This is a genomic window from Tateyamaria sp. (genome assembly GCF_039945315.1).
Classification (GTDB): Bacteria; Pseudomonadota; Alphaproteobacteria; order Rhodobacterales; family Rhodobacteraceae; genus Tateyamaria.
In genome coordinates this window covers 1-16,308 of record NZ_JBDUXB010000057.1, presented here as the reverse complement: position 1 = coordinate 16,308, position 16,308 = coordinate 1, and the positions used below count along the sequence as shown (strand labels likewise).

The following is a 16,308-nucleotide window of genomic DNA, read 5'->3' as shown; positions in this document are numbered from 1 at the left end:
TACCTTCAGCGCGGTGAGGCCGGATTGCAGGATCAATCTCCCAAGTCAAAACATGTCTGGAACCGGGTGCCCGACGAGGTGAAGCGCAGGGTCGTCGACTTCGCCTTGCGGGAGACGGAATTGTCCCCGCGTGAGTTAGCGGTGACGTTCACGGATCAAGAACGTTATTTTGTCTCGGAATCCACAGTGTATCGCACACTCAAGGCGCATGACCTGATCACCAGTCCTGCCTTCATAGTCATCAAGGCAGCCAATGAGTTCAGAGACAAAACGACTGCGATCAATCAGCTTTGGCAAACCGACTTCACCTACATCAAGGTTCTGGGCTGGGGCTGGTTCTATCTCAGTACGGTCCTCGACGATTACAGCCGCTACATTGTCTCTTGGAAGCTTTGCACCAATATGCGAGCCGAGGACGTGACGGATACATTGGACCTCGCATTGCAGGCGTCTGGCTGTGATCAGGTGCATGTCGTCCACAAGCCACGTCTGCTCAGCGATAACGGCTCAAGCTACGTCTCCGGCGACTTGGCTGAATGGTTGCAGGACAAGGGGATGAAACACTCGCGCGGTGCGCCGTATCATCCGCAAACCCAAGGTAAGATCGAGCGTTGGCATCAAACATTGAAGAACCGGATCTTACTGGAAAACTACTTCCTGCCCGGCGACCTCGAAGCCCAGATCGAAGCCTTCGTCGATCACTACAATCATCAGCGCTATCACGAGAGCATCAACAACGTCACACCCGCCGACGTCTACTTCGGGCGTGACAAAGCCATTCTAAAACAAAGGGAAAGGATCAAACGAAAGACGCTCGAAGCGCGCCGCTTGCAACACAGACAACGCGCCGCATAATCAAACCAACAAGATGAGCCAAACTCTCTCTTAGTTTAGGTCGCCATTGGTTCCAAAAACTCTGACGACCGACAGTGATGTCAATTCGATCCGGTGGACATCAGATTGCCGGGCACGCTGTCGTGGATACCTCTCTCTTGTTGGATCTGTCTGCAATGAATTCTGTCAGCGTCGATCCGATCGCAAGAACCGCACGGGTGGAGCCCGGTGCGTTGCTGGGGGATGTCGACAGGGAAACCCAAGCACACGGCTTAATCGTTCCGACAGGAATAAACTCCACAACTGGTATCGCGGGTTTAACCCTTGGAGGCGGTTTCGGTTGGAGCACCCGCAAATTCGGCATGACAATTGATAATCTAGTTTCCGCTGAAGTTGTCACAGCCAATGGAGAGATCCTGAGATGTGACCCAAAACAAAACGCTGATCTCTTTTGGGCGCTTCGCGGCGGGGGAGGCAACTTTGGCGTCGTGACAGCCTTTGATTTTCAATTGCACTCTCTTGGGCCTGAAGTGATGTCAGGGCTGATCGTGCATCCGATTTCGGAGGCGCCAAAACTGCTTGCTGAGCTGCGAGAAATTACCGCCACGGCACCCGACGAACTTACGGTATGGTCGGTTATGAGGAAGGCCCCACCGCTGCCGTTTCTTCCATCCGAATGGCACGGAAAAGAAGTTCTGTTTTTTGACGCGTGCTACGCCGGTGACATGAACGAAGGAGAAAAAGCAATGGCGAGCCTGCGAGCACTTGGCGAGCCGGTTGTTGATGTTATCGGTCCCCACCCATTCGTCGGTTGGCAAGCAGCTTTTGACCCATTGTTGGCACCGGGAGAACGGAATTATTGGAAAAGTAATGATTTCGCCGACCTTCCGGATGATGCGATACGCACACTACTGGATGCGATCGAAAATCTGCCGGACCCGCAATGTGAGGTGTTTGTTGCCCACGTGGGTGGCGCCATGGCTCGGGTTCCGTCCGATGAAACGGCCTATTCGGAGCGGTCTGCACATTTCATCATGAATGTGCACACTCGATGGAGCGATGCGGCACAAGACGACGTCTGTATTGAGTGGGCGCGCAAGTTGTTTGACGACATGCAGCCGTTTTCAACCGGTAGTGCATACGTGAATTTCATGCCTGAGGACGAGGTTGACCGGGTCGGCAATGTGTATGGTCCAAACATGCAAAGATTGTCCGAGATCAAAGCAAAATATGACCCGGACAATTTCTTTCGGTGCAATCACAACATCCCGCCAGCAAAAACACTCGCTGCAGCACAGTAACTGGTGACGTCGATCCACGTGGGGCAAAGTGAGTGTAGCGCCCCACGTACCCGTTTGTATGGGTTTCATCTTGCGCCAGCGGTTGGATCAAGCGCGCAAAGCCGAAGCTTGATTGTCATCGCCTAAACGAGCATCCTTGTCAAAATGCTTCTGTACATAGAGAAATGGCTCAGCGAATTGGGTCTGGATCAATACGTCGATGCGTTCCGCGAGAACGATGTCGATGAGCGCGTACTTCCTTTGCTTACCAGTGATGACTTAAAAGAACTGGGCATCAGTTTGGGTCACCGGAAACTAATCTTGGCCGCAATTGCCGAGCGATCAAATACGACTGCAGTGGTCGAAAACGATGATAACTCGACAGATACTTCAGCAAACACGGACCTTTCCTCCTCAAAAGAGGGCAGCTTGGCCAGCCCTGTGGGGTCTTTTTCCGTTGAAACGAATTCTTCAACAGTTGCCGAACGCCGCCATCTGACAGTCTTTTTTGCAGATTTGGTTGGCTCCACCGAATTGACAAACCGGTTTGATCCCGAGGACATGCGCGTTCTTTTGCAGCGGTATCAAGACGCGATTGCAGGCGCGGTGAGTCGATACGGTGGATATGTCGCAAAATATCTTGGCGACGGTGTCTTGGTCTTTTTTGGGTGGCCGCGCGCCTACGAAGATCACACGGTTCGGGCGATCAAGGCTGGGCTGGATGTCGTAAAACGTGTCAATGATCAGAAGGCTCCTGACGGTACACCACTTTCAGTACGTATGGGTATTGCGAGCGGCGAAGTTGTTGTTGGCGATGCCATTGGAGAAAACACTTACGAAGAAGGAGCAATGGCTGGGCCTATTCTCAACCTAGCCGCAAGAATTCAAGAGCACGCACCGCCGAACAGTATTGTGTTGCCCAAGGAGGGAATAGAAGCATCGCTCTTGCAGATCTTTCAATTTTCCTCGCTCGGAAAGGTCACATTAAAGGGTTTCGAAACGCCGTACGAGTTGCTTCAGGTGGAAGAAGAACGCGATGCCGAAAGCAGATTTCAGGCGGCACATATAGACAGTTCATCCAAGGCAATGGTCGGTCGCAACCTGGAACGGGGTATCCTCAGACAGTCTTGGCAACGGGCGCGAGGTGGACAGGGCGAAGTTGTCTTGCTCACGGGTGAGGCTGGAATCGGCAAATCAAGAACCACAGAAGCCTTTCTTTCGGAAAAAATCGTTGTCGAGAACGCGGACATTATCCGCCTTAATTGCTCCCCATATTTAACCAGCAGCCCATTTCACCCAGTTACAGAACGCATTTCGCAAGATGCAGGAGTTGCTCCTGATTTTGATGATGACTTGGTCCTCGAACATGTGCGCCAAATGTTGAAAGCAAGGCCAGGTTTGGATTGGCAGCAGGTTTTGCCTGTTTTCGCTGCACTGGTCGCACCGCGAAGCCAACTGGCCAAGGATGTGCTGGCCATGTCGCCACAGGAGCAGCGCGATATCACAATTCAAACACTGATTAACACTGTTAAGGTCCGCGCGGAGCAGCACCCAGTCATTCTGTTTGTCGAAGACGCGCATTGGATTGATCCATCCACTCACGCCTTGCTGGAAAGGTTCAAAGAGGTTTGCGCGGATCTTCCGCTGTTAATTTTGATTACACACCGACCGGATTGGTCTTTAGAACAGACTGAAGGTGATGCGCATGTCCAAACGCTTCGGTTGCGTCGCTTTGACTCTGATCACGTCTCTGATTTGGTGCGAAACATATCTGGCGTTGAACCTGATCCAAGTTTGATCGACCTCATCATTGAAAAAACTGATGGTGTTCCGCTTTTCGTTGAAGAACTGACCCGCGCGATCACAACGTCTGGGGTTCAAGACGTTAACCGTGTGCCCACATCGTTGAGGGGCACGCTGATGGCACGTCTTGATGCTCTATCCCCAAATGCAAAGCAGGTCGCGCTGGCCGCGGCCGTGATCGGACGGGAGTTTGAACCAGAATTATTGTCCGAGACGCTCGCAAAAGATCAGACTGACATCCGCGCCGGTTTGAATGAACTGCGCAAAGCCGGATTGCTCTTTGAGAGCGGGAACAGCCGTGGTCGCTATGTTTTTCGGCACGCACTAATCCGCGATACAGCCTATCAGTCGATGCTAGTCTCAACTCGTAGGCAATATCACGCGCGAGTTGCCGATGTCTTGACGCGAATGCGCCCAGCTGAGATCGAACGTCAGCCTGAGCTTGTTGCACGCCATCTGACGGAAGCCGAAGAATGGTCGGGTGCGTTTGAAAGATGGCGTTCTGCAACCGAAATGGCACTTGCCCGCTCTGCAAGTCGCGAAGCGATGGCAAATGCCAAGGAAACACTGCAGGCAGCTTCACATTTGGGCGACGAAACTGCACGAGAGGTAATCTCAGCCAAGATTTTAGTTGGGCGTAGTTATGACAGCGTGGGCCGTCTTCCAGAGTGTTGCGCAATACTCGAAGAAGCATGGACGTCTGCTCGCGGTATTGGCAGTGTTGAACTCGCGGCAGACGCGGCGAACCACTTTGCTGACACGGCGATGATGGCTGGAGATTGGCACAGTGACGCCATAAAGCACTGTATCCAAGCATTAGATGATCTACCCCAACAAGATGAAAGGCGACGTACCGGGCTGATGAGTCAACTGGCCCGTGCATACATGTTCACAGGGCAGTTGGAGAAAAGCGGTGAATACGGACGCAAAGCCATGGAAGCCGCTGCCAAGTTAGGTGATCACAAAGCGCAGTTTTCAGTTATGATGTCTCGCTTTGGAGCTCCATTTGTCGCTCGCAGTAAAGATGAAAGGCATAATTGGCGGGACAACCTTGAGGCGATGCATCGGGTCGCGGAGAAACTGAACAACATTGACCAAGGTCGGGACAGAACGTTGAGCCTGTTTGTTGGGGCAGAGATGGCAGATCGCGATTTGATGGATCACTCGCTTCAACTGCTGACCGAGATCTCCGAAAAAGACAATCACCTTCAGCTTTACTGGGTGCAGATCCATGCTCGCGCCATGGTCGCCATTATGGAGGGAAAATTCGAAGACGCGGAGCGGTACGCAAATGAGGCCGTTAAGATTGGCCGTCAAACACATGGGCAGCACGTCGAAGGTGTTTACGGCGTGCAAATGTTCACGATTCGCCGCGAGCAAAGTAGGCTTCAAGAGGTCGCGCCGGTGATCAAACGTCTCATGTCGGAAAGTCCGGAAGATACAACTTGGCAGCCTGGATTTGCCCTGATCGCGGCAGAACTTGGTTTCAAGGATGCCGCGGAGCGGATTTTGAACGAGCTCGCAGCGACAGGTTTCGAGCTGCCACGGGATGCTATGTTTTCAACAACGCTATCCTATCTGGCAGACATATGTGTCGCAGTTGATCACAAGGAGCACGCGTTGACGATCTATGAAATGCTGCTTCCCTTTGAGCGCATGACGGTGACAGCAGGGGCAACTACTGTCTGCTCCGGATCGGCAGCCAGACGACTCGGCGCACTGTCAGCTTTGATAGGAAATTGGGACCAATGCGAGAAAATGTTCGAAACGGCCCTTGAAATTGACCTGCGCATGAAAGCTCCAGCCTGGCTAGCGCATAGTCGGGCGTCCTATGCGGCAGCCCTTCGCAGGCGAGGTCGAAAAGATGATTTACAGCACGCAATGACGTTGGAGGCAGAAGCGTTGGCAACATCGCGCGAACTGGGTATGCTTGCCCTTACGGCAATGCTTGAAGGTCAAGCCACGTAAGTCCGTTACACTCGCGATGGAGGAAGCGGTGCCAAGATATATTATTGAAAGAAATTTCGCAGAGAAACTTGAAGTTGACGACGAAGCAAAAAAGAACATCAAGCAGATTAATGATGAAGTAGGCGTTGAATGGATTTTCTCGTTTTTGAGTGCGGACAAGAAGAAAACGTATTGCCTTTATGAAGCACCAGATGAAGAGAGTTTGCGCAAAGCAGCTGAGCGTTTGAACATTCCCGCCGACGTTATTACGCCTGTGGACCGCATAGATCCGGGCATTTTTGCCTGATCCGAATTGTTGTTGCGCATAGCAGTATAAATTCGGCATTGCAGATACTGACAGGACTCCGCGGAGGAAATGAGGCCGTTGAAGCCCCGGGCTGAATACGAAATGCGATCCTTTGCGAGCGATAGCTCGGGCTGAGTGAGTTTTTCAAATGGGCCCTTGCGACATTCAGAAATACCTCCAGAAGGCAACGGCTGCCTTCTTCCGCTTAGAGGTCGATCGTGGATCGCGCAGCGAATGGCCGCTTCGTCCGTATAGCGTTCACCGGTGCAGGTTAAGGCGAAAGGCTGCTTCGTCCGCACAGCGGTTGTTCAAGCAAATCGCAGCGAACGTCCGCTCTGAGCCCAAAGCAGCCGGATTGAAATCGCGCCCTTCGCTCTTGCAGCAAACTGCGCGCCTCGGCTACACGCTGCATCGCAGCTAGAAAAGCAGACATTGGTCGCGACCGCAGCGAAGTTCGATGGGGCTATGACCGAGTTGCGGGACATAGCTACCTTTGTATTCGGCAAAGCGAAGGTCTGCTTGCAATAGCCACATCCCCAAAGCAAGAATAATCAACCCTATTGAGCTGACGCTTGTTCTCGGTACAGTAGTTTGATGAAATATCGTATTTTTCTGATCTTTTGTTCAGTCGGATTAGTGCCGATAGCGCTAAGCTATGGGGCTAAGCCATCAGCATCTTTGGACGCTTTTTTCGGCATCACTGTTGATACGGTCAACCTTGCGCACATCATGCGAGCGGTTATGGGGCTGTACATCGGCATGGTGGTGCTGTGGCTATGGGGTGCGTTCAGTAAACCCATGGAAGGTCCAGCTCTAGTAGCCTGTGCGGTGTTCATGATCGGACTTGCAGCTGGGCGAATACTGAGCTTCATTATCGACGGCCTGCCGCACTGGCTGCTCATAGTATATGCGGCCCTTGAGATTGTGCTCGGATTTATTGCGGTCATCCTCTACAAGGAGAAAGTTTCAAACAAGACCCCGCATGTCGGAAGTTAAGGCGTTCACGATCTCTCACCAAATACCCAATTTACTTCAATTGCTGCCGTTCATACTTTGTGCAGCATTAGACGCTTTGGGCTCAGAGTGATCGTAGCGGGCCCCGTAGCCCAACGACCGCTTCAAACAGCAGAATGTCCGAGCATCGGGCCACGCCGCTGAAAGCGTTGAATTTTCCACTTTTCGGGAATGACCGCTTTCGGTGAGCTGTCCAAGCTTGCTCTGTTGCGCCGCCGCAAGACCGCTCCGAGCCCAAATTGCCCAATGCCGCAACTCGCATCGACGGCTGCTTTGAAGAATTAGTCCACCTATTCGACGGGTTTTCCTGCGCGTCCTGCCAGATCACAAAAATATCTTTTGGTTGGGTTTCGGGAACTTGCCCGCAAATGATCTTAAACCCTCAGGCCAAAGTGTGAAGCCTTCGCACTGTAGGTGGGTGAGATGTCTTCGCTTGATGTTTCTTCGCCATCGATCAGGCTTCGAAACTCAGTTCTTGAGAGCACCAGTTCTTCACGAATAGGCTGCATCTACGATGAATTCCACCTTCAGCTCGGGTCTGGCCAGCTTGGCCTCACCACACGCACGGGCCGGAGCATGTCCAGCAGGTACCCAATCGTTCCAGATCTCGTTCAACCCATCAAAATCCTGCATGTCAGCCAGCCAGATTGTGACACGTAGCATGTCTTCGCGCGACGATCCGGCCCGTGTCAGGAGAGTATCAACATCTTCTAAACAGGCGCGGACTTGGTTCTGGATCGTGTCGCCCTCTGCGACCTGCCCAGTGAGATAAACCACGCCATTATGCTTGACGATTTTGGATGATCGGGTTCCAGTTTCGATGCGCTCAATCATGAGAATTTCCTTCAATAGTAGTGTTTTCCCATCCCGGGTAGGACAGGTTGTTTGCCATATGGTCACGGGATCTAATTTGAGGCAAACTCGAACTGATTAAAGTTAATTCAGGAAATCTTAAGTTGGTGATTAAGATCGACATGCTCAGATGCTTCATGACCGTTGCCACGCATGGCAGCCTTTCAGAGGCTGCGGACGCGCTGGGTCGTACCCCATCTGCTGTTTCTATGATGTTGAAACAGTTTGAAGAGCATGTTGGCTCTGCCCTTTTTGAGACAGCGAGAAAATCTCGCCTAACGCCGCTCGGAGACCTCATTTTAGCAGAGGCGCGCCGCGAAGTGGCCCATTTCGAGAACACGGTGTCAGTGATCGAGGGGCTATCGCGTTCTGAGCTTGGCTATTTGAGGCTGGCTGTGACGCCATCGGTGGCTACGACCATACTCCCTCCTGTGATTTTCCGGTTTGCGCAGAAGTTTCCGAAGGTACAGATCGACCTGCGTGATATGGACTCGGTGACCATTGCGCGTGAACTGGATCGCGAACGTGCCGATATCGGGATTGGCTCACTTTCTGAGGTTGAGGGGATGCGCCGGACCGAGTTGTTCAGCGATGCCTTTGGGCTGGTCTGCCGCAAGGACGATCCGTTGGCCAAAGACTGGGATAAGCTGTCATGGCGCACGATGGGGGATCATCCGATCATCGCAAATGGCTTGTGTGAACAGATCACAGATCCGGATTTTGCGCCCATTCTTGCCCGCTCACGACTGATGGTTCCCAATACGGCGTCCCTTTTAGGCTTGGTACGACAAGGTGTTGGGATAACGGTGTTGCCGCGACTGGCGGTGGCCAATGTCCTTGATGAGTTTGCATTTCTGCCGCTTCACGATGTGCATGCGCGCAGGACTGTGCATCTGATGTCGCGACCCAGCAATCTGTTGATGCCCGCAGCGCAGGAGTTCCTCAAGCTGATCACCGGGATGAAACGGGATGGCAGTTTGGTCATGGACACCTGATTTCAGAAAACCTGAAGTAAAATACATTTATTTCAAACTGCCTAAATCATGCAAGCGAGGTATCCTTTGCGTGCGCCCGCCCGCGGCACTCACTCGAAAGGATACATCATGCCCGACACCAACCTGAACTACATCGCTGGAGAATGGGTGGCGGGTGCTTCCGAAATTGAAAACCGCAACCCATCGGATCTGAGCGATCTGATCGGGATGTTCGCACAGGCGACGCCTGAGCAGTTGGATGCAACGCTGGAACAGGCGCAACGCGCGCAGGCCGAATGGGCCGCCTACGGGATCGAACGCAAATACAACGTTCTTATGGCCATCGGCACCGAGATGATGAGCCGCGCCGAAGAGCTGGGCACCTTGCTGTCCCGCGAAGAGGGCAAGCCGCTGGCAGAGGGCAGGGGCGAGGTATATCGCGCCGGTCAGTTCTTTACCTACTATGCGGCTGAAACGCTGCGCCAGATGGGCGACACGGCGGATTCCGTGCGGGAAGGGATCGAAATCGACGTCCGCCGGGAGCCCGTGGGTGTGATTGCAGTGATCTCTCCCTGGAACTTCCCGACGGCCACCGCGTCTTGGAAGATTGCGCCCGCGCTGTGCTATGGCAACGCCGTTGTGTGGAAACCAGCCAATGTAACCCCGTCCTCCGCCGTGGCGCTGGTTGAGATCATCGCGCGCCAGGATGTGCCCAAGGGCCTTGTTTCGCTGGTGATGGGCGCGGGCAGCGCGATTGGCCAACGGCTGGTCGAAAGCCCCAAAGTGGGCGCGATCAGCTTCACCGGTTCGGTTCCCGTGGGCAAAGGGATCGCTGCCAGCGCCATTCAGAACCTGACGCGCGTGCAGATGGAGATGGGATCAAAGAACGCGTTGGCCGTGATGGATGACGCTGATCTGGATCTGGCCGTGTCGCTCGCATTGGGCGGTGCGTTTGGCGGATCAGGGCAAAAATGCACCGCCTCCTCCCGTCTGGTCGTCCACCAGTCCGTACATGATCAGTTTGTTGAAAAGCTGGCCGCGGGTGCCGAGGCCATGAAGGTCGGTCACGCGCTGGAAGAGGGCACGCAATTGGGCCCGGTCGTGTCAGAACAACAGCTCAAAGAAAACCTCGCCTATGTCGATCTTGCCGCCACCGAAGGGGCAGAACTGCTCTGCGGTGGCCAACGGCTGGAGATGCCAACAGAAGGCTACTACATGTCCCCCGGCGTGTTCGTCGGCACCAACAACGACATGCGGATCAACCGCGAAGAGATGTTTGCGCCGCTGGCCTGCGTGATACCCGTGGGCAGCTATGACGAGGCGCTGCATGTGGTCAACGACACAAACTTTGGTCTGACAGCAGGCATTGTGACCACCAATCTGGCGCGCGCCACGCATTTCCGCCGCAACACGCAATCGGGTTGTGTGATGGTCAATTTGCCCACCGCTGGCACCGACTATCACGTGCCCTTTGGCGGTCGCGGTGACAGTTCTTACGGGCCGCGCGAACAGGGGCAAACTGCGCGTGACTTCTATACCATCGTGAAAACCGCTTACATCGCCTCGGGCACGCCGCAGTGATGCGCATCGATAACCTTCAATACGCCAGTTGGTCGGAAAAGATCTTTCGCCAGATGCGTGAGGGTGGCGTCGATGCGGTGCACGTGACCATTGCCTATCACGAGAACTTTCGCGAGACGGTTCTGAACTTTGAGCAATGGAACCGCTGGTTCGAGCAATACCCCAATCTGATCATGAAGGGCCAATGGGCCAGTGACGTAGATCGCGCCAAGGCGACCGGCAAAACCGCGATCTTCTTTGGGTTCCAAAACCCCAGCCCGATTGAAGACGACATTGGGCTGGTGGAAATCGTGCACAGCCTGGGCGCCCGGTTCATGCAGCTCACCTATAACAACCAATCCTTGCTGGCGACGGGCTGCTATGAGGCCGAAGACACCGGCATCACCCGCATGGGGCGTCAGGTGATCAAGGAAATGAACCGTGTCGGGCTGGTTGTGGATATGAGCCATTCGGCAGATCGCTCTACCATTGAAGCCGCGGAAATTTCCGAACGGCCGATCGCGATCACCCATGCCAACCCGTACGATTGGTCCCCCGCGCTGCGCAACAAAAAAGATGATGTGATCCGCGCAGTGACGGAAAACGGTGGGATGTTGGGGTTTTCGGTCTATCCGCATCACCTCAAGGGCAAGTCCGACTGCACGCTGGAAAGCTTTTGTGAGATGATAGCCCGCACAGCCGAGAAGTTCGGCGCGGAAAACCTCGGGATTGGGACGGACCTGTGTCAGGATCACCCCGACAGCGTGGTCGAATGGATGCGTGTCGGTCGCTGGAGCAAAGAGATTGACTATGGCGAAGGGTCGGCGGCAGCTCCGGGGTTTCCGCCGATGCCAAGCTGGTTCAATGACAACCGCGACTTTGGAAACATCGAAGCAGGCTTGCGCGCCACGGGGCTGAGCGACGGGGAGGTCGCGGGCATCATGGGAGACAACTGGTACAGGTTTTACGCGGAAAACTTCATACAGCTGACCTAGGGAGGAGATAGTCATGCAGGGTCAGGCGAACACATCACAGACTATTGCAAAACGTGACCCGGCACTGGTCATGCGGCTGTCACGTCTGGGGTCTTTTCATCAATCCCGCTTGTCTTTCATGCGTATCCTGATCAGGCGCATGACCCGTGAAAACTGGACCTTTTCCCGTCCTGTCTTTGATTTCGACGACAAGGGCGTCGGTCATGCCGTTTATTGCGCGCATACCCCTGATCGCACCTATTCATTGATCGCTTTTGGCCATGATCTGCCCGCCGAACAACGCTCGGACCGGGTGATTGCACAGGCTTGGGACAGCACGTTCACCCTGTTTGACGGTGTACCAGATGCGGATGATGTTGCGCGCTTGCGCCAAAACATCCCCCTGCAAGAAGCAGGCCGGGTGAGCGAAAAAGAACTGTCCGTGTCGCGCGCCAACCGCTCTGTGCGGTTGTGGGATCATGTGGTCTCAGCTTTGGCAGCAGGTCAGCAACCGGATCCAAGCGAAATTGCAAAGGTCGGTTACCTGATGCGCACCACCGCCGTCTATGGGTCGGGCAAACTGGGTGCTGCTGACCATGAGATGATTGCGGGCCGTCCTGAATGCGCTGCCCCTTTCCAAATCGAAATGCTTTCGGTTTTTCTGACCCGAACCTATGTGCGCGATCTGGTCCAACATGTTGCGGACCTGAGGAGTGGGAAAGCCGCTGCTACGTTAGATCCGGCCATCGCGTGCAGCCTCGGGATCGGCAATTCCACCGGGCTTGGCATGGCGCCATTTCTGATCAACCATCCGATGCTGTTCAACAACTGGATTGCTGCGCGGGAACAGGCAATTGCGATTGTGCGCAACCTGCCTACCGCCACAGATGCAGAGATAAAGGTGTTTCGCGCGCTCCTCGAGCGTTCACAGGTCTCAGCCGACATCTGGCATTCCGCGCATGAAGTCCAGATCGAGAAGCTGAAGCACCTGCGCAGTGATTTGAGCAAACTGGCTGACCACGTCGCAGAGGCTGATTTGCACGCGGCCCAACCGTGGAACCGGCTTTTTCAATGGGCCGAAGCAACCCTGGGCGAGGATGCGCAGGAATGTCTGGCCTCCTTGCTGCTGGAACCCTATGGCCAGCTTGTCGATCCGTTGTCAGATCAAATGTTGGACCGAAATACGCAGGCGTTTCGTATTGACGGCACCATGCGTGTGGGCGAATTGCGCGCGATCCTTCAACGCGCTTATCGCTGGGCGTTGGACATCGACTGGTCAGAGCAGCAGCAATATGCACGCGCGTGGTATGTTTCTGCCGAAAAGTTGGAGCCGCGTCTGGGCGAGCGTTTTGACGAACCAATTGCAGCCTACGAGCAGCCATTGGCACCAGGCCGAGACGCGGCCGCGCTCTTTCATGACCTGAAGGGTAAAGACGCAGATGCAACTTTGGCTGCGTTCTTGCTGGCTCATCCCCGACATCGCCATAGCGTGCGACGCGCACAGATCGTCGCAACTGCACCTTATGCAGAAATTAGGGACAACACGATTGGGTCGGACCTGATGCCGATTGATATGCTGCGCTGCAAACTGTCGTTTTTTGGTGCCACCCATTTCGACCCGAGATCTGATCGCTGGGTGCGAATTTGCATGTTCAGCAACGCGCCGTACCCCGAAGAATTGGCCACTGCAGATGAATTCTGGCCATACCCTGCCATGGCGCGTCCATGACGTATTCGCTGAATGAGATTGAGGCGCATGCCAAAAAGGCCGCGCGCGGGGGCGGGTACGATTGGGGCGTCGCAGAGGAGGCTGGCAAAGCTGTGCGCTGGCTCGCCTCCCATGGCTTGCCAGGTGCAGAGGCTTTGGCTGCACATTTGAGCCTGCCGGCTCATGATGGCCCACCCCAGACTCTAGAGGGCGACTGGTCCAGCGCGACTGGTACTCTTTGCCCTTTGACCGCTGGCATCACATTGAATGACTGCGCAGATCGTCTGACGACCGCGCACGGGCAAACAATGAAGAATGTCACGCAACCTTTGTTGGTTGTCCCGTTCGCCGCCTGGGCTGCCTTGCACATCAAAGCGCCGCTGATCGTAGTTTGGGACAGCGTACGTTTGACAACAAACGGGTATGACCTGCACGTCGAAGGGGCCGAACACGACCTGAGCACACTGCAGACTGATGCTTTGGAGTGCTTTGTCGCGAAAGGGGATCACGCTCTCGCCGCTCCTGCTTTGCGCGGAAATATAAGCCCGGATGTGTGGGCCGAACTGAACACCTTTGCGCAGCGCACCTACGCGCCTGCGACAGAAGCCTCTCGTTTGCTGGGGGCGGGTGCAGGGGTAACCGACAACGATTGAGATGAACCAGACAAACCCACAGTCAAAGCGCCAACCGGCTGCGGGATATCGATACATGGCGCAACCAAAGGAACAGGGGACAAGAAATGTCTATAAAACCACCCTTTACCGAGTTGGAGATCGCAAAATCTCCATCCGGTTTTTACGAAGGCTACAGCCTTCCTATCGCACTGATCAGTAAGGCGATTATGGTCGCCCTGGTCGTCTGGGCGCTCGTCTGGCCTGGCAATGCAAGCAGTGTTCTTTCCGCAGTGAACGGCAGTTTGTTGAATGGCTTCAACAGCTTCTACATCGTGTCCGTTGGGATCTTCGCGTTCTTCCTGTTTGTTTTGGCCCTTTTGCCAGCGACTGGCAGCAAGAAGCTCGGCACCGCAAACACAGTGCCGGAGTTTTCGAATTTCTCCTGGTTCTCCATGATGTTCGGTGCAGGTTTGGGTGTCGGCCTTATGGTCTTTGCGACCGCCGAACCGCTTGGCCTTTGGGGATCAAACCCTGTCGTTCTCTCCGGCGAAGTGGCTGCAAACTCTAAGGAGGCCGTGCAGTCCGCTTATCGCTACACATTCCTGCATTATGGGTTCCACGCCTGGGCCATCTATGTACTGACCGGTCTGTCGTTGGCCTACTACGCCTATACCCGCGAAATGCCACTGACGATCCGGTCCGCTCTGACGCCACTTTTGGGAAAAGCCGCAAACGGGTTTCTGGGCCATTTGGTTGATGTCCTTGGCGTTGTGGCCACGATCCTCGGCGTGTCCGTAACAATCGGTTTTGGGGTCAGCCAATTTGTTGACGGAGTTTACGCTGTGTCTGGCATGGAATGGCTGATGAATGGCGATGCAGAAGTTCCCAAACCGAGCACTGTTGGCCTGATCGCAGCACTTCTGGTCATCATGGGCTTGTCCATCCTGTCCGCTGTGTCTGGCGTTGGTCGGGGCATCAAATACCTGTCGAACCTCAATCTGGTACTGTCGGTGATCTTGCTTTTGACCTTCATCTTCTTCGGCTCGTTCCTCTTTGCGATGACAAAGTTCGGTGCAGGTCTCGTCGACTACATCCTGCACTTTGTTCAGATGTCCTTTGGGGCCTATGGGCCGCAATCCGCAGAAGCTTTTGCATCCGCACTTCCTGAGGCAGCGCAAGCATTGCCTGCGGAAGATGTTGCGGCGATCTATGGTTCGGCAACGTCCCCTTGGGGTTCGCTTTCGGGCTTTACCGAAGGGTTGCCAGCTGCCGCCGCTAATATGGACGCAGAGGCGATTTATGCCGCTGGCGAACAAGGCCGCCAGTTCGGATGGCAAGCGGGCTGGACCACGTTCTACTGGGCTTGGTGGATCGCATTCTCGCCTTTCGTTGGATTGTTCCTCGCGCGTATCTCCAAAGGTCGCACCGTGCGCGAGTTCATCTTTGGCTGCGTCATTGCACCTGCCATCGTGTGTTTCTTGTGGATGACCATTTTGGGCGGCACAGCGATTGATCTGGAACTGAACGGCGACGCTGCAGGCTCTCTCATCGGTGCCACGAACACGGCCAAATTGTTTGCCACGCTTGGACAAATGATCTCAGGCGCGTTCTTGTCAGCCATCACCATCATGTGTGTGGTTCTGATCATGACGTTCCTCGTGACGTCAGCGGACTCAGGGATTTTGGTGATGAACACCATCATGTCTGGCGGTGAACAGGAAACCGGCATCAAGCACCGCATCATCTGGGGATTGATCCTGACGGCCGTAATTGGAGCCCTCATCATTGCCGGTAACAGCGGTGCGGAGGCAAACCCTTTCGGAGCGTTGCAAAACGCGATGATCATCGGGGCCCTGCCGTTCACGATTGTCATGGTGTTCATGATGATATCTTTGGTCAAAGCACTCTATCGTGACAGCATCAGAGCAAAGCTTGGCTAGACTGCAAAGGAGTAGGTCGCGGAACGATCGCGGCCTATTTCGTCAAAGCATTGACGAAATGGTGGTGGTTCCGTTTGGCGACGCACCGCAAGCAAACTTCTTGACAACGAACTTCGTTCGCAAATCCCAAGCAGACTTTCGTGCGCCTTACATGTATGTCCGGTTTGTCCGCTTGTGAGACATTGGACACGGCCGCAGCGAACGACCGGTTTGCATTTCAGCCAAATTGCTCATGGTGAACGGCCGCTTCGGGGGAATTCTGCCGCAGTGCCGCAAAACCGTTGTGTTCTTGAAGGAGCGGATCTGGCGAGTTGTGCTGCAGTTGCATCGGGCGGGTTTGTCCGCAGAGCGGTCAGTCAGGCAGAGTGCAGCGAACGACCGCTCTAAGCCCAAAGTGACCGCGCTTGAACGGTTCTGCTTTGCAGATGCAGAATGGTCTAATACATTGAGAGCGGCACGAAACGAACCATCATTATCCGGGCACAACCTCAAACCATAGCC

12 protein-coding genes are annotated in these 16,308 nt (G+C 54.5%); 11 read left to right on the top strand and 1 reads right to left on the bottom strand.

The features are described 5' to 3' along the window. The 5 genes from ABJD00_RS19245 to ABJD00_RS19225 all read left to right on the top strand — a co-directional run. On the top strand, positions 1–855 hold an 855-nt coding region (locus tag ABJD00_RS19245; protein ID WP_413849610.1), incomplete at its 5' end, for an IS3 family transposase. Positions 856–932: 77 nt separating this feature from the next. Then, complete coding sequence (locus ABJD00_RS19240) at positions 933–2,135, top strand: FAD-binding oxidoreductase (RefSeq protein WP_413849608.1); 1,203 nt, start codon at positions 933–935, stop codon at positions 2,133–2,135. A gap of 144 nt (positions 2,136–2,279) precedes the next feature. Then, positions 2,280–5,885, top strand: a complete 3,606-nt coding sequence (locus tag ABJD00_RS19235; RefSeq protein WP_413849606.1) for an AAA family ATPase — start codon at positions 2,280–2,282, stop codon at positions 5,883–5,885. Positions 5,886–5,913: 28 nt separating this feature from the next. Further along, positions 5,914–6,171, top strand: coding sequence for a DUF4242 domain-containing protein (locus tag ABJD00_RS19230; protein WP_413853584.1), 258 nt, complete (start codon positions 5,914–5,916; stop codon positions 6,169–6,171). 594 nt (positions 6,172–6,765) lie between these two features. Continuing rightward, positions 6,766–7,167, top strand: a complete 402-nt coding sequence (locus ABJD00_RS19225) for a DUF4345 domain-containing protein (protein WP_413849602.1) — start codon at positions 6,766–6,768, stop codon at positions 7,165–7,167. 510 nt (positions 7,168–7,677) lie between these two features. On the opposite strand, the gene ABJD00_RS19220 is transcribed toward ABJD00_RS19225, so the two are convergent. Next, complete coding sequence (locus ABJD00_RS19220) at positions 7,678–8,019, bottom strand: RidA family protein (protein ID WP_413849600.1); 342 nt, start codon at positions 8,017–8,019, stop codon at positions 7,678–7,680. 140 nt (positions 8,020–8,159) lie between these two features. Here ABJD00_RS19220 and ABJD00_RS19215 point away from each other — a divergent pair, with 140 nt between their 5' ends. From ABJD00_RS19215 to ABJD00_RS19190, 6 genes are all read left to right on the top strand, one after another. Next, the gene (locus tag ABJD00_RS19215; protein WP_413849612.1) at positions 8,160–9,032 is read left to right on the top strand and encodes a LysR family transcriptional regulator; all 873 of its coding nucleotides are present in this window, start codon (positions 8,160–8,162) and stop codon (positions 9,030–9,032) included. A 108-nt stretch (positions 9,033–9,140) separates the two neighbouring features. Then, positions 9,141–10,592 (top strand): aldehyde dehydrogenase family protein, encoded by a 1,452-nt coding sequence (locus tag ABJD00_RS19210; protein WP_413849598.1) that lies wholly within the window; start codon positions 9,141–9,143, stop codon positions 10,590–10,592. Continuing rightward, entirely contained in the window at positions 10,592–11,566 is a 975-nt protein-coding gene (locus tag ABJD00_RS19205; protein ID WP_413849596.1) for a membrane dipeptidase, read from the top strand. Before ABJD00_RS19210 ends, ABJD00_RS19205 begins: the two co-directional genes overlap by 1 nt. A gap of 13 nt (positions 11,567–11,579) precedes the next feature. Continuing rightward, positions 11,580–13,274, top strand: coding sequence for a hypothetical protein (locus ABJD00_RS19200; RefSeq protein ID WP_413849594.1), 1,695 nt, complete (start codon positions 11,580–11,582; stop codon positions 13,272–13,274). After that, positions 13,271–13,906 (top strand): DUF3726 domain-containing protein, encoded by a 636-nt coding sequence (locus ABJD00_RS19195; protein WP_413849592.1) that lies wholly within the window; start codon positions 13,271–13,273, stop codon positions 13,904–13,906. Before ABJD00_RS19200 ends, ABJD00_RS19195 begins: the two co-directional genes overlap by 4 nt. 86 nt (positions 13,907–13,992) lie before the next feature. After that, positions 13,993–15,807: a BCCT family transporter gene (locus ABJD00_RS19190; protein WP_413849590.1), complete on the top strand. Its 1,815-nt coding sequence runs from the start codon at positions 13,993–13,995 to the stop codon at positions 15,805–15,807. Positions 15,808–16,308 lie beyond the last annotated feature (501 nt).